The following is a 21303-nucleotide window of genomic DNA, read 5'->3' on the forward strand; positions in this document are numbered from 1 at the left end:
TGCGGGGGCTTTTTCATTAAAAATTTTTTTTGATTTTTTGCTACTTTATTCTTGCCAATAGCGCTGTTCTTGAATGCGCTTCTCCACTCCGGCAGGCACTAAGTAGCGAATAGATTTACCCGCACGTACACAATCGCGCACAAAAGTGGCCGATATATCCAGTAGCGGTGCATCTACGATGCGCACATTTGCCGGGCTAGCTATTGAGGTAGCCTCAATACCCGGCCGTGGATACACGTAGATTTCATATTCGGCCATGATACGGTCAGCAGCTTTCCAGCGGGGTAGGCCGGGTAGGTTGTCTTCCCCCATCAGCAACACAAACCGATGATGGGGATAGTGCTGATGCAACTCCTCCAACGTATCGATGGTATAGTTCGGCTTAGACATAGAAAATTCTACGTCTGAAACTCTTAGCTGGTCGTTGCCTGCAATGGCTGCTTCTACCAGCTCGTACCGAGCACGTTCTGGCAGCAGCTCCTGCCCTACCTTAAATGGGCTCTGAGGCGACACAATCAGCCACACCGCATCGAGGTCGGTGTGTGTGGCCATGAAATGCGCCAGAATAAGGTGCCCGGTGTGGATAGGGTTGAAAGAACCAAACAACAAGCCTACCTTCGGATCAACGGCACTCACAGCACGTTAGGGGTGGTAGCGATGAAATTGCGCACCAGTTGTTCAGCTTCGTCCGTAGCCTCATCCAAGTTGTCGTTGACAACGGTTACATCGAACCGGTCTTCGAACGTCAACTCAAATTCAGCCTTATACAAACGGCTGGAAATGCTGGCAGCTGAATCGGTAGCGCGACCTCGCAAACGAGCTTCTAAAGCCTCCACGGAAGGTGGTTTCACAAAAATGGCTAGTGCCCGATCCTTATAGAACTCCTTGATGCTAAGACCACCCTTTACGTCCACATCCAAAATGGCGTGACGGCCGGTAGACCATATTCGCTCTATTTCAGATTTCAGAGTGCCATAAAACGCACCTTCGTACACCTCCTCCCACTCCACAAATTCATCATGACGGATTTTCTCCTGAAACTCCGTCACGGAAATGAAGTGGTAGTCCTTGCCATTGGCTTCGGTTCGACCGCGTCGGTCACGGGTGCACGCTGAAATAGAGAAGCTTAGCTCCGGAATCCTATCCATGAGCCGGTGAACAATCGTGGTTTTACCGGCTCCGGAAGGCGCTGAAAAGACAATAATTTTACCCTGCATCGGGCAAAATTAGGCCATTTTCACTTGCAAACGGTTCATAATAGCTTCTGGTAGCGAAGAAGGAGCACCTTTGCGGCCTACATGCTGCGCCAGAAAATCAATGAAGATGTGTTGCTTATCGATGCTATCGAAGCAGGGCGAGCAATCTTCGGCGTGGCTGATGAAGTACTCCTCATCTTCCAAGCTAGGGTCGTTGCCCACAATAATTTGGTCGAGAATCGTGTTTACACGTTCACAATCGGGGCCATCCGTAGCGGCAGTCTGGGGGCTTAGGGGCGTAGCAGTTGGTTTCATAACAGTGCTAAAAAGGTTATTCAGAGGGGTTGTCTTCAATGTCTTCATCTGCCGCATCGTTGGAGTTGCCATAGCCCATTGTTTTGGCGTATTTTTCAAGTTTTTCCTTCAAAAAATTTCGGGCGCGGTGCAAACGCGACCGAACCGTTCCGATAGGAATGTCCAGTACTTTCGCCATCTCCTCGTACGTGAACCCTTCTAGGTCGCAAAGGATAATAACGGTTCGAAAATCCACGGGCAACGAGTTGAGCGCGCGGGCTACCTCATCGCCGATGAGGTCACGCACGGCTTGTTGCCGCATGTCCGACGAGGTGCTACCCGCGTCGCCCTCGGCCTCTACGTCTTCCGAATTGTAATAGCTCTCAATTTCGTTGTAGTCGACCTTGGCGGGCTGCTTACTCCTTTTTCGGAAGTCGTTGATGAACGAGTTTTTCAGGATGCGGAACAGCCACGCTTTGGCGTTGGTTCCCTGCTCGAAGTACTCGAAGAAGCGGTAGGCCTTCAAATAGGTCTCCTGGACGAGGTCGTTGGCATCGTCTTCGTCAAGCGTAAGGCGGTAGGCGAAATTGTACAAAGAGTCGATTACCGGCATCAGTTCAGCCTGAAACCGGCGGTCCTTCTCTTCTTTGCTCAATTTGGGTACCCGTTCGGGAGAATCGCTCATTAGACTGAAAAATTACGGCTTAAAATGCAAAAAAAGTACGCAGACAGAAAACAAATGGATGGAATAACCTTCCCGTGTAGGTCATTATTTTGTTAAATCTGCACTCTGGCGCTCTATAGCCACCAATAAGAAACCATAGCAGAACACGAAGAGATTGAAGCTGATCTGAATTTCCAGCAAAGAATCGACCAACATGGCTGCACCTTGAATTAGCAGGAAGTTATACACGTACGGATTACGACGTAGGGCAGGTTGTGCTAATGGCCCCAATAGTACCAGTAGCCATAGCGCCAAGCCCACCAAGCCCCCAGCCAATAAGAAGTGTAAATATTGGTTATGCACCATAACACGGTTGAGAGGAAGCAAGCCGAAAGAGCGCCAACTGTATTGCGCCATCATTTCGTCGGTGGCATCGGCAGCGCCTACCCCTAGCCACGGATTTGCTTGCGCTATCGTTATAGCTGTGTGCCAAGCAGCCAAGCGTTTCGCTAAAGAGTAGTTGTTTATGTCTTGCCCCCAATCAAACTGCTCAATATCGTACTGGCTGCTCACTATTTGACGTGATACAGACGGCACAGTATGATAAGCCACTAGTGGCGCAGCCACTAATGTTACGAGCAATAGCAATCCTATCTTCCACCAGCGGCGACTCATCAGCAAACGCAGGGTGTTGAAAGATAGCATGACGTAGAAGGCTAGTAGACCAGTACGGTACACCAAAGCGTGCAGAACCAAGGCACTTAAAAAACCACTTATCCACAGTAGCCAACGGCCCCCCAAGGTGCGAGCATTTTGCCCCAGCAAAAAGCCGAAAACACTCGCCATTGCTAGCATCACTCCAAAATGGATGTGAAAAATACCTGTTACAGATTGCAGGTTGGTTGCTTCGCGTAATTCCTCATTAGTGCTGCTGGGAGAAAGCCAGTAGCGTCCGGCTGTAGCCAGCCCAATGGCTGTGACGCCTATTGTAAACGCTACCCCTACCCAATAGCGTTGCCGCGAGCGAAGGGGTACAGCCAGCGCAAAAGCCAGCGGAATGGCTAAGAAAGGCAATTTGCGATACAACTCGTGGCGCCAAACGGTCCAGGCACTCGTGTATAGCCCGCTGAATAGCAACAACGCATATAGCAAGGCTAGCCACCAAGCGCTTTGGTTGCGTAGCCAGCCCGGCACGGCTGCCCGCAGGTTGGGGTTCATTAGAACTGCCACAACGCCCACTATCGGGCTGATAGCAACCAGTGCACGGGATGTTAGCAAACCAACTACGCCAGCAAAACATGCCAACAGTAATACATATTGAGAAAGGAGTCCTTGCTGATAGAGGTATTTCAACCGCTGCATTGCCAATACGCGCATAGGACCGCAAATAACGCAGCAAATGCTTACAAAACTTTATCAGCTATTGGCAATGGCTGCCAATCTGCTACCCGCTCTAGTGCCTGCATAGGTAGCAAGGCTTTGATGCAGGTGCAGGCAGCAGGTTGGCTGCGGCAGTCCGAGCAATCGGGGCGGTTGAAGACCATATAGCCGGCGTGGGGGCCCAAGGGAGCCCAGCGGCTGGGGTGCATGGGCCGGATGGGTGGGTAGAGACCCAACGCATGGCGGCCTAGGGCGGCGGCTAGGTGCAGCGGGCCCGTACTACCCGCCACCAGTCCATCAGCGGCGGCGATGAAGGCAATAAGCTGCGGCAAGCTAAGCTGGCCTGTGAGGTCGGCGGCTAGGTAGGATTGATGTTCTTGTAGCCAATCAGCCAGCTCCGCACCTTCGGCGGCGGTGCCCGTTACCCATACGCGATGCCCCGCTGCGTGGAGCAGTCGAGCCAGCTCACCGAAGTGAGGCAATCCCCATTCGCGGGCGCTTCCACGGCTGCGCGGGTGTAGGATAACGTTGAGTTGACCTGGCCGACGTTCGCGTAACGATTTTTGTATGGGCTCGGGCAGCGCTACCTGCGGTTGCAAGCGTACCCACTCCCCTACCCTGCTCAACGGCAAATCGGGAAAGTAGCCCAGGGGGGTTAGCAGGTGCAGATTGAGCTGTGCCTCGTGCAATACCGAGTTACGGCGGCTCAGAGCCACCAGCTTCGTACATGTTAACCAATGAAACCAACGGTTGCGGGTGCCTATCCGCACAGGAATATTAGCTAGCCGGGCCAATCGGGCTATTGTCTTATTTGGGAAAACGTGTACTACCAGATCGGCCTGCACCTGCCGGAGTTGCTGTACTTGTTCGGCCACTGAAAGCGTCAATAGCTCGTCGAAGTTGAGGAACGCATCCACCCAAGGGCAGGCATCTGCTACGGGTAGCGTGTAGGTACGCCCCAGCAGTACCACTCGGCACTCTGGAAACGTCTGCTTCAGCCAACCTGCTACGGGTAGCGTGAGCACTACATCGCCAATGGCATCGGTGCGGCTAATGAGGAAGGTTTTCATGGGTAGAGGCACGGGTACGCAGCTTGGCAAATTTTAAAAATACACCCCAGGCCGAGATAGTGGCGATGCTCAAGCCGGCAAAGCCATCCAGAAAACCCAACCGCAGTACATAGCCGTGCACAAATTTCCAGATAGGCTTCAGCACCAACTGAAAGGGCGTAACGCGGGTTTTGCCACGTAGGGCCAGTTCCTCGGCTGCTATGCTGGTGAAACGGTTCAGCTGCGCCACATGCTGCTCTACCGAGTCGTACGAGTAGTGCAGCAGGTCGCCCGCCAGGTCCCCTACCGACTGAAACGGTTTTTCAATGAACTGCTCGTGCAGCAACAAACCCTGCCAGCTACCCAGGCGCCGGTCGTAGAGACGTAGCTTGCGGTCGGGGTACCAGCCGCCGTGGCGCACCCAAGTGCCGCAGTAGTTGGTGAGGCGCTTGAGGGTGAAGCCTGCCACGGGCGGCCAACTGGCTTTCACTTGTAGAATGCTCTGGCGCAGCTCGTCGGTCAATACCTCGTCGGCATCCAGTTGCAGCACGTGATCATACTGGGCCTGGCCGGTAGCGTAGTTTTTCTGCTCCACGTAGCCGGCAAACGCGTGTTGTATAACCCGGGCTCCGTACTCCTCGCAGATAGCTACCGTGCGGTCGGTGGAGTAAGAATCGACCACCACTACCTCATCGGCCACGCCTTGTACGGCTTCTAGGCAGCGAGCAATGTTGGCTTCCTCGTTGAAGGTAATGATGACAACCGAGAGCGTAATGGACATAAGCACGGCAAATATCCGGATTACTTCTTTACCACCTTCTACCGTACTTCATCAGCAATTGCAGGATTTGAGGGCTTTAGCTTAATTGCACTTATTTTATATAATCAACCTAATCATTTCCTGTATGTTCAAAGATGCTTTTCCTTTAATGGCCGCATCCGCCGTAAAGAATATATTGTTAGTCAGTTACTTTACTACGTTGGCTTACTGATTATCTCCTTCCTTGTCAGTGAAGCCGATATGCCAATAGTAGGCTTCCTTTTCTTGCCTTTGGCTTGGTTTAGCTTGGCACAAGGAGCTAAAAGATGCCATGACCGGGATAATACTGGTTTCTTTCAGATCATTCCTTTTTATAGTATTTGGATGTTTTTTGCACCGGGCGATAATGGTCCGAATCGTTTTGGTCCTGACCCCAAGCAAACAGCTATGGAGATGCATCTTATCTAGCTATCTAATACTCTACTAAACCACAAGACCAACCTTTCTGGGTTGGTCTTGTGGTTTAGTAGGGCTAGCGGTTTCCATTTATTACTCAGCATTTCATGCTGTGATGCGTATATGAAGAATTCTAACCTAGCTTAAATGCTCATGCCTATTCTACAAGACAAAACCATACTCGTGACGGGGGCTACCTCCGGTATTGGGCAGATTACGGCGCAGGAACTCGCTAAACAAGGCGCCTACGTAATACTGCTAGCTCGCAATCCTGAAAAAGCCGAGCAAGCCCGCCGCGACATTGTGGCCGCCGCCGGCCACGACCGGGTAGGCATTCTGTTGGCCGACCTATCCGACTTGACCCAAGTGCGCAAAGCCGCTTCCCAGTTCAAAGCCACCTACCCTCGCCTAGATGTACTGGTAAATAATGCAGGATTATTGCCCAAGAAAGAGCGCGAAACCTCCGCCCAAGGCTACGAAATGGGCATGGTAGTAAACCACTTAGGGCCATTTCTGCTAACTAGCTTGTTGCTGCCTATGCTCCAGGAAAGCTCCGCCGCACGTATTGTGAACGTAGCATCGGAGGCCTACCACTTTGCCAAGCCTAATCTGGCTGACTTTCAGTCGGAACAGAACTTCAGCGCATTGCGCGTGTACAGCAATACCAAGCTTTACAATATTATGTTCACGCAGGAACTGGCGCGGCGATTACGTAGCCACGGCATCCGTAACGTGACCACCAATGCACTGCACCCCGGCGCCGTAGCCAGCAGCTTCGGCGGCGACAGCACCGGACTAATGGCCGTGGCCATGCTGGTAGCGCGGCCTTTCATGATTTCGCCGGAGCAGGGCGCGCAAACCAGCATCTTTCTGGCCTCCGATCCATCGGTGGCCGACATCAGCGGCGGCTACTACGATTCGAAGCAGACCAAAGCAGTGAAGCACTCCTTCAACACCCCGGAGAACGCCCGACGACTGTGGGAAATCAGCGAGGAGCTGACGAGTACGCACTTTTTGGAGTAGGCAGCAAGCGTTTACCCCTCGAAACATTTGGGGCGGCTAGTCGCTTGCTTCTACATTCACTTGTTTATTTGAACTCATGGAATTAGGCATTAGCTCTTTTGGCGAAGTAGCACCAGCCCACGTAGCTGGCCAAGACTACGCCGCCCAACAACGCATGCAGGAAATATTGGCCCTGGGTCGCCAAGCTGATGAGGTAGGGCTAGATGTGCTGGCTATCGGTGAGCATCACCGTTCCGATTATGTGGTGTCGGCGCCGGAGGTGGTGCTGGCGGCCGTGGCCGCCACTACTCAACGCATCCGGTTGGCCAGCGCCGTTACCGTGCTTAGCTCGGCCGATCCGGTGCGCACGTTCCAGAACTTTGCTACTGTCGACCTTATCTCGAATGGTCGGGCTGAGATTATTGCAGGACGTGGTTCTTTCATTGAGTCGTTTCCGCTTTTTGGTTACGACTTGAAGCACTACGACGCGCTGTATGCTGAAAAGCTAGAGCTTCTATTGAAGATCAACGAGCAGGAGATTGTGAGCTGGCAGGGCAAGCACCGGCCTAGCTTCGCGCAAAAAGGCGTGTATCCGCGCCCGGTGCAACCGCGCCTACCCATCTGGATTGGGGTAGGCGGCACGCCGGCTTCCGCCCAACGGGCCGGCGCGCTGGGCCTAGGCCTCACCATTGCTATTTTGGGCGGCGCACCAGCGCAGTATGTGGCCTTTGCCGACCTCTACCGCCAAGCGGCTCAGCAGGCCGGCCACGACCCGGCTACCCTACCGTTATGCCTCAACTGCCACTTTCACGTAGCCGAAAACTCCCGACAGGCTGCCGACGAGTTTTTTCCGGCTTACGCTACCGTGATGAACCGCATCGGCCGTGAGCGGGGTTGGTCGCCCATGTCGCGGGCGCAGTTCGACCACTTGCGTGGTCCGCAGGGACCATTGCTGGTAGGCAGTCCGCAGGAAATCATCGACAAGCTGCTGTATATCAGTCAACTTTTCAACAACACTCGCTTTATCGGACAGCTGATGCTGGAGGGAATGCCGCACGGACAAGTGATGCGCTCCACCGAGTTGTTTGGTAAGGAGGTAGCACCAGTAGTGCGTGAGCGGCTGGGAGTAATGGTATAAATTACTTTCCTGGTTGCCGAACCGCTTCTTAACATATCATACAAACAAAACCCCGCCCGGTATAGCACCGGGCGGGGTTTTGTTTGAGCACTGGTTATTTTCTAGTAACGGTACAGATCCGACTTGAACGGGCCTTCCACATCTACGCCGATGTACTGGGCTTGCTTGGGACGCAGTTCGTCCAGTTCTACCCCAATCTTAGCGAGGTGCAGGCGGGCTACTTTCTCGTCGAGGTGCTTGGGGAGGGTGTACACCTGGTTCTCGTACGCCTCAGCATTGGTCCACAGCTCAATCTGGGCCAGCGTCTGGTTAGTGAATGAGTTCGACATTACAAACGAGGGGTGGCCGGTGGCACAACCCAGGTTCACCAAACGACCTTCGGCCAGGATAATCACCTCTTTGCCGTCGATGTTGTATAGGTCTACCTGCGGCTTTACGGTGTCTTTGGTGCTGCCGTAGGTCTTGTTAAGCCACGCCATGTCGATTTCATCATCGAAGTGGCCGATGTTGCAGACGATGGCTTTATCTTTCAGCGAGCGGAAGATTTCCTCCGTGATGATGTCGCAGTTGCCGGTAGCCGTCACGATGATGTCGGCCTGGGGGGCGGCGTCTACCATTTTCTTCACCGCGTAGCCATCCATGGCGGCTTGCAGGGCGCAGATAGGGTCAATTTCCGTCACGATAACGCGAGCGCCAGCGCCGCGCAGCGAGGCAGCGGTACCTTTTCCTACGTCGCCGTAGCCGGCCACTACGGCTACCTTACCGGCCATCATCACGTCGGTAGCGCGGCGGATAGCATCCACAGCCGACTCTTTGCAGCCGTACTTATTATCGAATTTCGACTTGGTAACGGAGTCGTTAATATTAAAGGCGGGGATGGGTAGGGTACCGGCTTTCACGCGGTCCAGCAGGCGCAGCACGCCCGTGGTAGTTTCTTCCGAAATACCCTTGATGCCAGCGGCCAACTCGGGGTACTGGTTCAGCACCATGTTGGTCAGGTCGCCGCCGTCGTCCAGAATCATGTTCAGGGGCTGACGCTCTTCGCCGAAGTATAACGTCTGCTCGATGCACCAGTTGAACTCCTCCTCATTCATGCCCTTCCAGGCATACACCGGAATGCCAGCGGCCGCAATGGCTGCAGCAGCGTGGTCCTGGGTAGAGAAGATGTTGCACGACGACCACGTAACATCGGCGCCCAAAGCAATCAGGGTTTCGATGAGAACGGCCGTTTGGATAGTCATGTGCAGGCAGCCGGCAATGCGGGCGCCTTTCAGCGGCTGCGAGGGGCCATACTCCTCACGTAGCGCCATCAGGCCTGGCATCTCAGCCTCAGCCAAGCGAATTTCCTTGCGGCCCCACTCGGCCAAAGAAATGTCTTTTACTTTATAGGGGACGTAGGTCGTCGCCGTGGTTGGGTTTGTATCAAGCATGATGCAGGTAATTTGGCGTTTCAACCACAAAGGTAGCCAAGTTGTTGGGGAATTTCGAGATGACGTTCTGCTAGTTTGCGGGTTGCAGTTCCTCTACACTCAGCGCCAGCGAGCCGGGCGTGGTAGCCGTAGCCGCGGCCCCACGCAACACTACATTGTATAGCTTGCCCGCCCGCAAAATGGAAGGCTGGGAGGTAGTAGCCACTACAGAGCCTCCAGGTTGCACGGCACGCAACGTTACAGTATCAGGATCAACTACCAAAAAGCCGGTATTGTTACGGAAAGCAACGTCCGGGGCATAGGGGGAAGTACCTGCTTTGCTATTAGTCAGCGTAATACGCGGCGCTTCATATCCCAGATTAATAAAACGCAAGTGCGCTTTGCCAGCCGAAGGAATCGTCAGATCATCCGTTAGGCTCAAGGCCGCTACCTGGGTAGGGCTGCTATTGTAGATATACACTGAGTGAAATTTCCGACTGTTAATCGTGAGCGGCACGCTCACTAGGTTGGATGGGGTAGAAGCAGCTTCAACTTCCAATGTATGCGCCCCGGCGCTTAGCTCAGTATATCCGGTACTCTGACCATAATAGAGAGACTTTGCAGTCTGATCATCCACCCGCGCATTCACGGAAGTTGGTACAGCAGAAGCCACGTGTACAATGTTGAGCTTACCAGCAGCTGGCGTGTTTTCCGCATCGTTACAGCCAGCCAAAATCAGTAGAACCGGTGCCAACAGTGCCCCGCAACGTGATGCAGGAAATAGAATATGTGTCATGCTTATTGTTTTTATAAGGATATAAATTCCTAAAGAAAACAGATTACTAGCAAATAGTCGCATATGCGTACTAAACTACTGTCTTCTGCAAAACCATACAGTGCGGTAAACGGCCTCTGCAAAGCTATTTAAAGCGAGTGTAGACAGTCGTCGTCGCCGCGTACAGAACGAATCAGTCCGGAATAGTGTTCGACAAAAAAATAGGACTCTTTTTTGCTAACAAGCCAAATTAGTTCTGTCTAGGTACTTTTTATTGTCGCATCTATGCGCTTCTCTGTTACGACGATCTGCCGTCGCATTGCTCTGCTGTTCTTTTTTCTACTGGGGTTTTCTCAGGCGTATGCGCAGCAGCCTACCCCTATGGGGCAATATATTCGCTTGAGCCCCGAGGATAAAAACCGAGGTCTGAACGGGCCGCAGACCAATTTTTACTTTGCCACCGATACCAGCACCAATTACCGCAACGCGGGCTATTTCGGGCAGAAGCTTCGCCCCTACTTGGCCGACAATTCCGAGGCGCTGGAATTTCTTAACGATTACCGCCGACAGAAGTCGTTGCATTTGGCCGAGCGACTGGTGTTTGTTGGCTCTGTGGCGCTATATGGTCAGCAAGTGTTAGCCGGCGACGAGCGGCAGTACTTCAACAACACCCAAAAGGTGGCCGCAGGCGTGGCCGTTTTCAGCTTGATAGCTAATGTGCTCATCTCGCGTAACACCAACACCCACTTGCTGCGGGCAGTAGAAACACACAACAGCATGTTCCCCGCAGCGCGGCACGGTGCCCTCTGGCAGCGCTACCGCCCCACTACAGTAGGCATGAGCGCCACTGCTACGGGCCGGCCTTTGCTGGCGTTGAGCTGGCAGTTGCACTAATTTGCCCGTTTTTGCGTAGATAGGGGCATGGAATATCCGTTGCCCGCGGCGGCCCGGCAGTATGTAGCCGACCACCTGCACCACGACCCGGCCCAGCTGGCGTTGCAGGCCCGCCGCTTTCCGGGACTCCCCGTCCCCGAGCTGGTTCGCCAGATTCAGGCCCGCCAAAAGGCGCGCACCAAGCTGCCCGCCTGGGCCGAAAACCCCGAATTGATTTTTCCGCCGGCCCTGTCGGTGGAGCAGGCTTCGTCGGACCGCACGGCAGCTTTTAAGGCCGAGTTGGTTGGCGGGCAACGCTTAGCCGACCTCACGGGCGGCTTCGGTGTAGATACCTGCTACTTTGCCAGCCACGTAGCCGAGGTGCACTATGTGGAGCGAAATCCGCAGTTAGCCGAGGTGGTGCAGTACAATTTGGGTCTGCTAGGTGTGCGCAATGTGCACTACCACACCACTGATGCCCTGTCATTTTTAAAAAGCACACCGGATACGTTTGACTGGCTCTACCTCGATCCGGCCCGCCGCGACACCGCCTCGCGCAAGATTTTCCGGTTGCAGGACTGCGAGCCGGATGTGCTACGTATCCTACCCTTACTGCTGCACAAGGCACCGCGCATCCTGCTCAAAACCTCACCCATGCTCGATATTGAGCTAGCCATTCAGGAATTGAAGCATGTGCGTCGGCTGTGGGTACTGGCTGTGGATAACGAGTGTAAGGAGGTGCTGTATGAGCTAGGTGAAGAACCCGCCGTAGACCCCGAGCGCTACGCCGTGAACCTGACCCGCGCCGGCGAGCAGCAGGAGTTCCGCCTGAACCGCGCCCGGGAAGCCCGCGCCATATCGCGCTACGCCGAGCCGCAGACGGGGCAGTACCTCTACGAACCCAACGCGGCCATCCTGAAAGCAGGAGCGTTCCGTAGCATCGGCAATGCCTTCGAGCTACTGAAACTGCACCAGCACAGCCACTTGTATATGGCCGACGACCTGCGTGCGGACTTTCCGGGTCGAATCTTCCGCATTCAGGCGGTGGAGCGTTACGATGCCGATGCTCTCCTACCCTACCTTGGCTCCGAAGCGCGCGCACACGTTACTACCCGCAATTTCCCAGATACGGTAGCCGTGTTCCGGCAACGCACCGGCATCCGGGAGGGCGGCCACATCTATTTGTTTGCTACCACCGATTTGCGGGGCCGCCTAATGGTATTGGTGTGCGAAAAGGTGAAGCGTTGGAGTGGAGAGCTAGTAGCGGCTACCCAATTGGCTTAGTATACCGTACTATTTGGCCGGGCTGGTCCACTGGCTATCCTTGATGCGGAAGCGCCAAGGTAGGCCAGCCGCCTCCGCGCCAGCGTAGGCCAGCCCTACTCTGGCGCTAGCGCGTACCTGCGTGTCGGGCACGTCCTCGCCGTGGTCTTCCAGCCAAAGCACCTCGCCCTGCAGATCGGTGCCGGTGAGGGCGGGTGTGACGCCTAGCGCCTGCGTGAGCAAGCCAGGGCCGGCCGTCAGGTTGCGGGCTATGGCCGCTAGACCGCGCCGGCGGAGCATCGTATCAATGCCCACGGTAGGCTCAATGGCGCGAATCAGGACAGTATTAGGAATATCGGCGGCGTTGCTGACGATGTTGAACAGCGTGTGCCGCTGATATACTGTGTAGAGGTAGGCGCGGCCGCCCGGCTCGTATAGCGCCTGTCCGTGCTGGCCGCGCCGCTTCAGGTGCATTGTGAGGGAGTTGTCGCCCTCGTGAGAGTAGGCTTCCGTTTCGACGATGCGGCCGCCGGTTAGCTCGCCATCAATGCGGGAGAAGACGTACTTCCCCAGAAGTTCGCGGGCAATTAGGGTAGGGTCGGGGCGCTGGAAGAAAGCGGCTGAAATTATATTGGCCACGGATTCGTTTGGATATTGAGGGTTACACGAATTTTTGTGAACGAGAGTTTTTTTCGCCCATCGCCTACCCTGTCATCCTGAGCTTTCTAACAGCCCCATCCACGAAATCCGTGTAATCCGAAAAATCCGAGCGAATCCGTGGTTCAGACAGTATCTTTGTGGCGTAGCGGTGGCCGGACCCTAAATGCGGGGCGAGGCTGAAAAGGGAATCCGGTTCAAGGCCGGAGCTGTCCCCGCAACTGTACGCTTCGAGAGTGGGCGCATCACGCAGCTGCCACTGTTTCGCAGAACGCCAGGTTTCGATCACGAAACTTAGCCGGAGAAATGGGAAGGCGATGTGCCCGAAGCAAGCCAGGAGACCTGCCACTACGTTTCCCCATGTTCAGCGCCTTCGGTGGAAGGGCGGAGAACGAATGCAGCGGGCGGCCTCGGCCTCCCGGTTTTTTCTGTTTTCGGCCTCGGCTACGTGGCGGGTTTCGGCTCGCAGCGGAGTTTTGAACTGACTTTTCCTACCCCGGAAATTTTGGTTCGGATACGTTTTTTACGCGCTACTTCTTCCACCCCTACCCGCACGTTACGCGTGCTGGCGGTGGCAGCAAGCCTGTTGCCAACCGCAGCAGTGCAGGCCCAGCGCGCACCCATTGATACCAGCGCTGCCACACCCCATTTGCTACCCACGGCTGTAGTAGAGGCCGCCCGCTTGAGCCGCTATGCTGTGGGCAGCCGCCGCACTACCCTCGATTCGGTGGCTGTTAACCAGCTGCCAGCGGGCACGCTGGCCGAGGCGCTGAGCCGGCTTACCCCCATTTATCTGAAGAATTACGGGCCGGGGCAGCTGTCGTCCATCACGCTGCGCGGCACCTCGGCTCGCCACACGGCCGTGCTCTGGAACGGCTTCAACATCAACCTGCCTACCCTGGGCGAAGCCGATTTTGCCCTGCTACCCGTGAATGGGGCTACCCGCATTACGGTGCAGCCCGGGCCGGCCAGCGCGGTGTACGGCAATGGCGCTTTGGGGGGCACAGTGCTGCTGTCGTCGCCGGTGCAGTGGGGAGCGGGGTGGCGCGGGCAGGCGCAGGCCGATGTGGGCAACTATGGAATGCGGGCGGGTAGCGTTGAGAACAGCTTCAGCAACGAGAAGCTGGCCTTGCGCACGGCTGCTTCTTACCGCGAAGGACAAAACGACTTTCCCTACCAGGAGCGCACGATTGACGGCTTGGTGGAACGCCGGCAGACCAACGCCGCCTACCGGCAATGGAGCCTCACCCAAGATGCTACCATGCGCCTGGGCCAGCACGGAGAGCTGATGGGCGCCGTGTGGCTGACAGACGCCGACCGCCGCATTCAGCCCGCTATTGGGGCCGCTAACGACAATGCCCAGGAGCGCGACCAGAGCCGTCGGTTGTTTGCCGGCTACCGCCACGTGGCCGGCCGCCACGAAACGGGCGTGCGCATGGCGTGGTTTGAGGATATTCTGAACTACCGAAGCAACACCGTGGCGCAGAGCAACTCGCGGGTGCGCACCAGCCAAATACAGGTCGACCACAGCCTACAACTCCGCTCCAACCTGAGCGTGCGGGTAGGCGGCGAGGCGCAGCACTTTGCCGCACGGGTAGATGGCTACGGCCAAGACCTCACCGAAAACCGCTTCTCGGGCTACGCTCTCGTGCGATACGACCCTATGTCTACCCTCCGCCTCACGGCCAATATCCGACAAGCGTTTATTCCGGGTAGGCGGCCGCCACTGGCTCCTACCCTGGGCGGCGAGTGGCAGGTGTGGCAACACGACACCCATACGTTGGTGCTGAAAGGCAGCGCAGCCCGCAGCTACCGTGTGCCGACCCTCAACGAGCGATACTGGCGCCCCGGCGGCAACCCCAACCTGCTGCCTGAAACCAGCCTGGGCTACGAGGCCGGCGTGCAGCACACTTTCAAGCCTATTCCTACCCTCTCGCTGGTGACGGAACTGACGGCCTACCGCCAACAGGTGCGCAACTGGGTGCAGTGGCTGCCCAGCGACACGGTAAGCTACTGGTCGCCGCGCAACCTACGCCGGGTGCGAGCGCAGGGGATAGAGCTGAGTTCGGAACTGGGCTGGCAGCCGGGGCGCTACACCCTCACGGCGCGGGCGGCCTACGCCTATACCCAGTCGCAGAAGGTGAGTGGCTACACATTCGACCCTGACCCAGTGGGTGTGCAATTGCCCTATGTGCCCTTACACACGGTGGCGTTCACCACGCGCCAGAGTTGGCGCGGGTGGCAACTGCTCACGCAGAGCACCTTCACCAGCTTCCGCTACACCGATGCTTCGGCTACTAGTTTCCTACCCTCCTACTTTCTGCTAAGTGGGTCGTTGGGCTACACCTTCACTACCCGCAGCACCTGGAGCCTTACCGCGCTGGTGCAGGGCTTCAACCTTACTAACCTCACCTATAACAGCTACGAAGCCCGCGCCATGCCCCCGCGCAATGGCGTGCTGAGCCTGCGCGTGAGCTGGCGCTGATTCTAATTTTCACACTTTTCTTTTATATGACACAACGTTTTCTTTCCCTCAGTGCCCGCACGGCCTTCATACTGGCCAGCGGCCTGACTCTCTGGAGCTGCGACCCAGACAACGACAATGACGCCTCGCCGGCCGGTAGCAATGTGTTTATCGTGCAGGAAGGCAACTTCACGCGGTCTAATTCCGAGATAGTGGGCTTCAACAGTAGTGTAAGTGCTATTACCAATGCCGCTTTGTTCCGCTCCGTGAACAACCGTATTCTGGGTGATGTGGCGCAGTCGATGACAGTAGTTGGCAACTTAGGCTACATTGTGGTGAATAACAGCAATAAGGTTGAAGTAGTATCTCTACCTGATTTCAATGATCAGGCGACGATTGACATCTTTGCCAAAGCCCCCGTAGCTCCCGATACCGTTACACGCCTCATCCTACCCCGCTACTTCGCTGCCAGCAACAAAAAAGGATATGTGTCGCAAACGGTAAATTACGATGTACCGAACGGCCGCGTGAGTGTGATTGACCTGGCTACCAATCAAGTAACCAAAACTATTCCGGTAGGAAAACAACCCGAGCAAATGGCTGTGGTAGGCAACAAGCTGTTTGTGTCGAACAACGGCAGCAATACCGTTAGTGTCATCAACACTCTAACCGATTCAGTGGAAGCCACCATTACCGTAGCCGATAGCCCGGCTAGCATGGTAGTAGATAAGAACAATGCTCTGTGGGTGATGTGCTCCGGTCAGAGCACCTACAGCTCTACCCCTCCCTACGCACCCATCGTAACAGTACCGGGCAGCTTGGTACGGATAGACCCGGCTACCAACGCTGTGACGGCTACCCTGCGCTTTGCGGCGGGCCAGCAGGCCGGCGGCCTGCGTATTAATGGCGCGAAAGACCAGCTATTTTTCCGTCGCCAAAGCGGCGTGTACCGCATGAGCATTACGGATACCGCCCTACCTACTGCGCCGCTGTTTCAGCGCCGGGGTGGTTTCTACGGGCTTGATGTAGACCCGCGCACGGGCCTAATATATGGCTCGCCGGAAAACTTCACGGGCACGGCTCGTTTCTTCCGCTACCAGACCACTGGCCAGGTTATCGACTCCTTCACTATTGGTACCAGCGCCAACAGCTTCGTGTTTTATAATTAGGAGCGCTATCCTACCCACCCTATCCTAGGTGGCCTATCGCTAAAACGGCCCCGTACAGGTTTGTACGGGGCCGTCGTAGTTTATAAAATGGTCACGAAGTATGCTTAATCGGCTTTACCGTCGTGGTTGTGGTCGGTGGCTTGCAGGGTTTGATCGTACTGCTGCTCGATGGTTTTTTGACCAGCCGTGTCGGGAATGGCGCGGGTGGAGGGCATAGAGTCCAAGTCGCGGCCGGGAGTAGCGTCGGACTGACCGAAGTCTTTGGCGGCGCCGCGCTCTACGTCCGTATCAGCATTATCGGTGCCGGTGCTGCACGCGCCCAGCAGAGTAGCAGAGGAAATAAACAACGTGGCGGCCAGCAGGCGCAGGGTCGAAAGAGTTTTCATGAGGTAGGGAAAGCAAAAAATCAGCGAGGAGAAAGTAATGGTACGGCGGAAGGCCGCCGCGGTTTTCGTTCTCTTTCCGAAGTGCCAGGTAATGATATATTTGTAGTCCGTTGCTTTGCACTTATGGCCCGTACACTCACTTCTTCTATTCCTTATCTGCGTTTGCGACGGCAAGCTGGCATCCTGGCTGGCGTGAGCCTGTTGCTGGCCCTGCTGCTGATTGGCTACACCTTTGGCGTAGAGAATCATTTTTTTGCTAGACTATTTTCCGCCTTTTTCGTATTTTTCTGGTTGTTGGCAGTCACTTTTTTGGGCATCGTACCGTTTGTGAACTGGGCTGCCCGTAGTTGGTTTGGCAAGGAGTGGACTTCCGACTCCTTCACAAAAACTGCTGCTCGTCGTTCATCTGCCTCAACCTCACCATCGTCTGCGCGTACACCTACCCGAACTGCCTCTCGATCCAGCCAAAAACGACACCCGTGAAAACTACACTCTTACACATCAAGAACATGGTGTGCCCCCGGTGCATCGACGCCGTACGCACTGTGTTGGAACAAGCCGGCTACCGGCCCACCGAAGTAACCCTGGGCCAGGCTCAGCTTGACCGTACTACCCCGGCCGACCCTACCGCCGTGGCACCTATCCTGCAAGAAGCGGGGTTTGACGTGCTCACTGGGCGGGCTGAACAGCTCACCGAGCAAATTAAAACGTCCTTGACCGAGTACCTGGAGCACCTGCGCACCGCCCGGATGCCCCTCACCACCTCGGCCTTTCTGACGGAGCGTTTTGCGGCTACCTACTCGCACCTGAGCAAGGTATTTTCGCGCACCGCCAACCTCACCATCGAGAAATACCTGATCCGCCTCAAGATTGAACGCGTGAAGGAGATGCTGAGCTACGGCGAAATGACCCTAAGCGAAATTGCTGACCAAATGCGCTATAGCTCGGGCCAGCACCTGAGCAACCAATTCCGCCAGGTAACGGGCCGCTCCGTGAGCGAATTCCGCCGTGATCTGATGCCCAAGCGTTTGTCGCTAGACAAGGTAGGGTAACACGGAACTGTCCAAAATAAAACCGGCGGGGTAGGAGCTGTGCTCTCCTATCCCGCCGGTTTTATTTTGATGGCTATCTAATATGAATCTTGGCTTCCGTGTATTGTATCTATAATACTCTACAGATTAGGCTCTGTCTCACCTATCGCTAAAGGATGAGCCTTCATCTGCACAATATAAATTTCCAACATTTTTTTGAATAATTGGCTGTATATCAAACGTTACCGGAATATTGTGAGGCGCACCAAGCAAATTGGTACCCTGCTTAATTATGTTGTACTCCACATGTACTTCACCTTCGTACCAACAGTCGAAGAAATTCACGAATCCTTTAAATAGGTTACGCAACAGGCGTACTGGAAAACCAGGCTTGTTATGACCGCCGCTCGAGAAATTCAGGTAGCTATAAAACACACATTCTTCAATAAGTAAGCCACCCACAAAGTAAGCAAATATGAAATCGGCCCGGTGAAAATGGCAGTAGCTCAGTATCATCGGTCGCTCATATGAAAGCACTACGCCAGATAAGTCGTCTACCTCACAGTGTAATATGATAATGGAGTGGAAGCAATAAGTATTGTCGGTTGATAATTGCAGCAGATCCAGCTTTCCTATAATATGATAGTATTGGAGCGATTCGCCGTTTCGCAGCTTCTCCAATGCCACATCAGCAGGTAAAGCGGTCAGAAGTTGGGGGAAATTGAACACAGTAATACTGAGTTGATTTGACGCACTCTAAAGTAAGAACAATAGACCGCGCCGTATCTTTGTGGGCACCTTTACCGCCGCTTGGTGGTTATTGCCGCCGTGTCTAGTCCTCGCATTCTCCTTATTACCCCGCCGCTTACGCAGCTGAACACGCCCTACCCGGCTACGGCCTATATCAAAGGCTTTCTGGTGGGGCGCGGCTACCAGGTTACGCAGGCCGACCTAGGGCTGGAACTAGTGTTGAAGCTGTTTTCGCAGGAAGGGTTGAAGCGGGTTTTTGCGGCTATAGAGCAGGGTAGTTTTGAGCTGAGCGACAACGCTCGCCGTATGGTGCGCCTGCAACGCAGCTACCTCACTACTATTGGGCCGGTCATCCGCTTTCTGCAAAATAAGGATACTACCCTAGCGCCGCGCATCTGCCACGCCCGCTACTTGCCCGAAGCCAGCCGCTTCGATAACGTGGCCGATTTGGAAAGCGCTTTCGGCACGATGGGCCTCACTGATCAGGCTCGCCATTTGGCCACGCTCTACCTCGAAGACCTTGGCGACCTGATAAAAGAGACAGTAGGGCCGCAATTTGGTTTTTCGCGCTACGCCGAGAAGCTGGGCATGTCGGCTACTTCGTTCGATCCGCTGCACGAAGCACTGCAAGCTGCGCCCAACTTGCTGGATCAAATGCTGGAAGAGTTGCTGGATGCGCTGGTGACCCGCGTGGAGCCAGATGTGGTGGGCTTCTCGGTGCCGTTTCCGGGCAACTTATACGGGGCATTGCGGCTGGCAGGCCGAGCCAAACATCTGCGCCCACGCATCAAAACCCTGATGGGCGGCGGCTACCCTAATACCGAACTACGCCAGTTGAAGGAACCACGCTTTTTCGATTACATCGACTACCTCACACTGGACGATGGCGAGGGGCCGTGGCTACGGCTGCTGGAGTATTTGGGTAAAGAAATAGGTCAACAAGACAGCCATGCTGAGCCTGCCGAAGCATCGCTCCCCCTACCCTTCCAGCGCACTTTCCTGCGTAATGCGGCTGGTGAAGTCGAATACGTCAATCAGCCTTTCCCCGACATTCCGCACCCCGAGGTAGGCACCCCCGACTACTCCGATTTGCCGCTCGCTGAGTATCTCTCGGTGATTGAAGTGCTGAACCCCATGCACCGGCTCTGGAGTGACGGCCGCTGGAACAAGCTCACCATTGCCCACGGCTGTTACTGGAAGCGCTGCTCCTTCTGCGATGTAACGCTCGACTACATCTCGCGCTACGAGACGGCACCCGCTACCTTATTGGTAGACCGCATTGAGCAAATTATTGCCCAGACGGGCCAAACGGGTTTTCACTTTGTAGACGAAGCCGCCCCGCCCCTGGCCCTGCGCGACCTGGCCGTGGAACTGTTGCGCCGACGCGTGAGCATTACGTGGTGGGGCAATATCCGTTTCGAGAAGACCTTCTCGCCCGATTTATGCCGGCTACTGGCTGCCTCAGGCTGTATTGCCGTGAGCGGCGGCCTGGAAGTGGCTTCCGACCGCCTCTTGGCCCTTATGGAAAAGGGCGTGACCATTGCCCAAGTAGCCCGCGTGACGGACGGCTTCACGCAGGCCGGCATCATGGTGCACGCCTATTTGATGTATGGTTTCCCTACCCAGTCGGCGCAGGAAACGGTGGATTCGCTGGAAGTGGTGCGGCAGCTGTTTGGAGCGGGTATTGTGCAAAGCGGTTATTGGCACCGCTTTTCCATGACGGCGCACTCGCCTGTGGGCAAAAATCCGGCAAAGTATCAGGTAGAGGCCATTGGCCCCGAGCCCGGCCCTTTTGCGTGGAATGACCTTTGGCACGACGACCCTACCGGTACCGACCACGAACAGTTTGGCCCCGGCTTGGCTAAGGCGCTTTATAATTATATGCACGGCGTGGCCTTACACGAGCCATTGCAGTTTTGGTTTGATTTCAAGACGCCCCGCCCTACCGTAACGCGCCACCTTATTCAGCAGGCGTTGCAAGAGCCGGGCAAACCCGACTTTGCCCGGCAAAACAACCGGCTATTCTGGCTGGGCAACGCACCCGAACTACGTCAGGAAGCCGGTAAAAAAGGCTCCCGGGCTGTGCTCACATTCTACGAGCAGGCTGAGGACTTTGAATTGAAGACTAGTCCCACCCTCGGTACCTGGCTGCACGCGCTGCTCACTCGCCTCACTACTGATTATGATACTAAGCAGCTACTCAAAGAGGTGGCGGCTACCTTCCCAGTAGAAGCTGGTCAGTCGTTTGAGGCTTTTTTACAGTCGCCTACCTGGCAACTGCTACGGGAGAAGGGCCTGCTGCTGATCTAAGCACTTGCATTAGTACGCCCGAGGTTTGCCCGGAAGATATTCCGGACCTAGCCGCACGTGCCTAGCCGCGACATTCGACGCTTTACTACTATTCTGGTTAGCCCAAAGCCACCTTATACACAGGCTACGCAAGCTCAACAGGGCTATTTCCTTGCTTCTAGGCTATATATTCCGAAGCCAGATGCTTCTAAACCATCTAGTTGTTGCTCCTAATCAACTAATTATGGAACGAGTATCATTCTTCGCTATCTAGGAATATCAAAAAAATATACAGCTA

The 21303-nt window shown here is 55.2% G+C and carries 22 protein-coding genes and 1 riboswitch; of the genes, 10 read left to right on the forward strand and 12 right to left on the reverse strand.

Going from position 1 to position 21303, the window contains the following annotated elements:
• Window positions 1-45: 45 nt before the first annotated feature.
• The 7 genes from nadD to F1C16_RS14715 all read right to left on the reverse strand — a co-directional run bounded on the left by nadD (window position 46) and on the right by F1C16_RS14715 (window position 5364).
• A complete protein-coding gene (nadD, locus tag F1C16_RS14685; RefSeq protein WP_185281380.1) occupies window positions 46-636 on the reverse strand; it encodes a nicotinate (nicotinamide) nucleotide adenylyltransferase in 591 nt (196 codons plus the stop codon).
• Window positions 633-1217, reverse strand: coding sequence for a guanylate kinase (gene gmk / locus F1C16_RS14690; RefSeq protein ID WP_185281381.1), 585 nt, complete (start codon window positions 1215-1217; stop codon window positions 633-635). The genes nadD and gmk overlap by 4 nt, the downstream gene beginning before the upstream one ends.
• Before the next feature lie 9 nt (window positions 1218-1226).
• Entirely contained in the window at window positions 1227-1511 is a 285-nt protein-coding gene (locus F1C16_RS14695) for a hypothetical protein (RefSeq protein WP_185281382.1), read from the reverse strand.
• A gap of 16 nt (window positions 1512-1527) precedes the next feature.
• The gene (locus F1C16_RS14700) at window positions 1528-2175 is read right to left on the reverse strand and encodes a sigma-70 family RNA polymerase sigma factor (RefSeq protein ID WP_185281383.1); all 648 of its coding nucleotides are present in this window, start codon (window positions 2173-2175) and stop codon (window positions 1528-1530) included.
• Between the two features lie 84 nt (window positions 2176-2259).
• Complete coding sequence (locus F1C16_RS14705; protein WP_185281384.1) at window positions 2260-3531, reverse strand: O-antigen ligase family protein; 1272 nt, start codon at window positions 3529-3531, stop codon at window positions 2260-2262.
• Between the two features lie 26 nt (window positions 3532-3557).
• Entirely contained in the window at window positions 3558-4604 is a 1047-nt protein-coding gene (locus tag F1C16_RS14710; protein ID WP_185281385.1) for a glycosyltransferase family 9 protein, read from the reverse strand.
• Complete coding sequence (locus F1C16_RS14715; RefSeq protein WP_185281386.1) at window positions 4585-5364, reverse strand: glycosyltransferase family 2 protein; 780 nt, start codon at window positions 5362-5364, stop codon at window positions 4585-4587. Before F1C16_RS14715 ends, F1C16_RS14710 begins: the two co-directional genes overlap by 20 nt.
• Before the next feature lie 120 nt (window positions 5365-5484).
• Here F1C16_RS14715 and F1C16_RS14720 point away from each other — a divergent pair, with 120 nt between their 5' ends.
• The 3 genes from F1C16_RS14720 (at window position 5485) to F1C16_RS14730 (ending at window position 7939) form a co-directional block, all read left to right on the forward strand.
• Complete coding sequence (locus F1C16_RS14720) at window positions 5485-5811, forward strand: DUF805 domain-containing protein (protein WP_185284350.1); 327 nt, start codon at window positions 5485-5487, stop codon at window positions 5809-5811.
• A gap of 141 nt (window positions 5812-5952) precedes the next feature.
• Complete coding sequence (locus F1C16_RS14725; protein WP_185281387.1) at window positions 5953-6822, forward strand: SDR family oxidoreductase; 870 nt, start codon at window positions 5953-5955, stop codon at window positions 6820-6822.
• 76 nt (window positions 6823-6898) lie between these two features.
• Window positions 6899-7939 (forward strand): LLM class flavin-dependent oxidoreductase, encoded by a 1041-nt coding sequence (locus F1C16_RS14730; protein WP_185281388.1) that lies wholly within the window; start codon window positions 6899-6901, stop codon window positions 7937-7939.
• Window positions 7940-8040: 101 nt separating this feature from the next.
• On the opposite strand, the gene ahcY is transcribed toward F1C16_RS14730, so the two are convergent.
• Together ahcY and F1C16_RS14740 are read right to left on the reverse strand one after the other, a co-directional pair.
• Entirely contained in the window at window positions 8041-9369 is a 1329-nt protein-coding gene (gene ahcY, locus F1C16_RS14735) for an adenosylhomocysteinase (protein WP_185281389.1), read from the reverse strand.
• 70 nt (window positions 9370-9439) lie between these two features.
• Window positions 9440-10144, reverse strand: a complete 705-nt coding sequence (locus F1C16_RS14740; RefSeq protein WP_185281390.1) for a DUF4397 domain-containing protein — start codon at window positions 10142-10144, stop codon at window positions 9440-9442.
• Window positions 10145-10408: 264 nt separating this feature from the next.
• On the opposite strand from F1C16_RS14740, the gene F1C16_RS14745 reads away from it, so the two are divergent.
• Together F1C16_RS14745 and F1C16_RS14750 are read left to right on the forward strand one after the other, a co-directional pair.
• Entirely contained in the window at window positions 10409-11017 is a 609-nt protein-coding gene (locus F1C16_RS14745) for a hypothetical protein (RefSeq protein WP_185281391.1), read from the forward strand.
• Window positions 11018-11044: 27 nt separating this feature from the next.
• On the forward strand, window positions 11045-12280 hold the full coding sequence (locus tag F1C16_RS14750) for a class I SAM-dependent methyltransferase (RefSeq protein ID WP_185281392.1): 1236 nt from the start codon (window positions 11045-11047) through the stop codon (window positions 12278-12280).
• 9 nt (window positions 12281-12289) lie between these two features.
• Here F1C16_RS14750 and F1C16_RS14755 read toward each other — a convergent pair whose 3' ends face one another.
• A complete protein-coding gene (locus F1C16_RS14755) occupies window positions 12290-12898 on the reverse strand; it encodes a DNA-3-methyladenine glycosylase (protein ID WP_258048918.1) in 609 nt (202 codons plus the stop codon).
• 150 nt (window positions 12899-13048) lie between these two features.
• Window positions 13049-13281, forward strand: a riboswitch (cobalamin riboswitch).
• Window positions 13282-13421: 140 nt separating this feature from the next.
• Here F1C16_RS14755 and F1C16_RS14760 point away from each other — a divergent pair.
• Both F1C16_RS14760 and F1C16_RS14765 read left to right on the forward strand, forming a co-directional pair.
• Window positions 13422-15401 carry a TonB-dependent siderophore receptor gene (locus F1C16_RS14760; protein WP_185281393.1) on the forward strand — a complete coding sequence of 660 codons (1980 nt, stop codon included), beginning with the start codon at window positions 13422-13424 and terminating at the stop codon, window positions 15399-15401.
• Between the two features lie 26 nt (window positions 15402-15427).
• Window positions 15428-16549 (forward strand): DUF5074 domain-containing protein, encoded by a 1122-nt coding sequence (locus F1C16_RS14765; RefSeq protein ID WP_185281394.1) that lies wholly within the window; start codon window positions 15428-15430, stop codon window positions 16547-16549.
• A 104-nt stretch (window positions 16550-16653) separates the two neighbouring features.
• Here the strand turns inward: F1C16_RS14765 and F1C16_RS14770 are convergent, their stop codons facing one another.
• Entirely contained in the window at window positions 16654-16935 is a 282-nt protein-coding gene (locus F1C16_RS14770) for a hypothetical protein (protein WP_185281395.1), read from the reverse strand.
• A 123-nt stretch (window positions 16936-17058) separates the two neighbouring features.
• Between F1C16_RS14770 and F1C16_RS14775 the strand changes: the two genes are divergently transcribed.
• Together F1C16_RS14775 and F1C16_RS14780 are read left to right on the forward strand one after the other, a co-directional pair.
• Window positions 17059-17418 (forward strand): hypothetical protein, encoded by a 360-nt coding sequence (locus F1C16_RS14775; protein WP_185281396.1) that lies wholly within the window; start codon window positions 17059-17061, stop codon window positions 17416-17418.
• Window positions 17415-17987: an AraC family transcriptional regulator gene (locus F1C16_RS14780; protein ID WP_185281397.1), complete on the forward strand. Its 573-nt coding sequence runs from the start codon at window positions 17415-17417 to the stop codon at window positions 17985-17987. Before F1C16_RS14775 ends, F1C16_RS14780 begins: the two co-directional genes overlap by 4 nt.
• A gap of 138 nt (window positions 17988-18125) precedes the next feature.
• Here the strand turns inward: F1C16_RS14780 and F1C16_RS14785 are convergent, their stop codons facing one another.
• Window positions 18126-18695 (reverse strand): hypothetical protein, encoded by a 570-nt coding sequence (locus F1C16_RS14785; RefSeq protein WP_185281398.1) that lies wholly within the window; start codon window positions 18693-18695, stop codon window positions 18126-18128.
• 99 nt (window positions 18696-18794) lie between these two features.
• Between F1C16_RS14785 and F1C16_RS14790 the strand changes: the two genes are divergently transcribed.
• Window positions 18795-21026, forward strand: coding sequence for a radical SAM protein (locus F1C16_RS14790; protein WP_185281399.1), 2232 nt, complete (start codon window positions 18795-18797; stop codon window positions 21024-21026).
• The last annotated feature ends 277 nt before the right edge of the window (window positions 21027-21303 follow it).

This window comes from Hymenobacter sp. NBH84 (genome assembly GCF_014217645.1).
GTDB lineage: Bacteria > Bacteroidota > Bacteroidia > Cytophagales > Hymenobacteraceae > Hymenobacter > Hymenobacter profundi.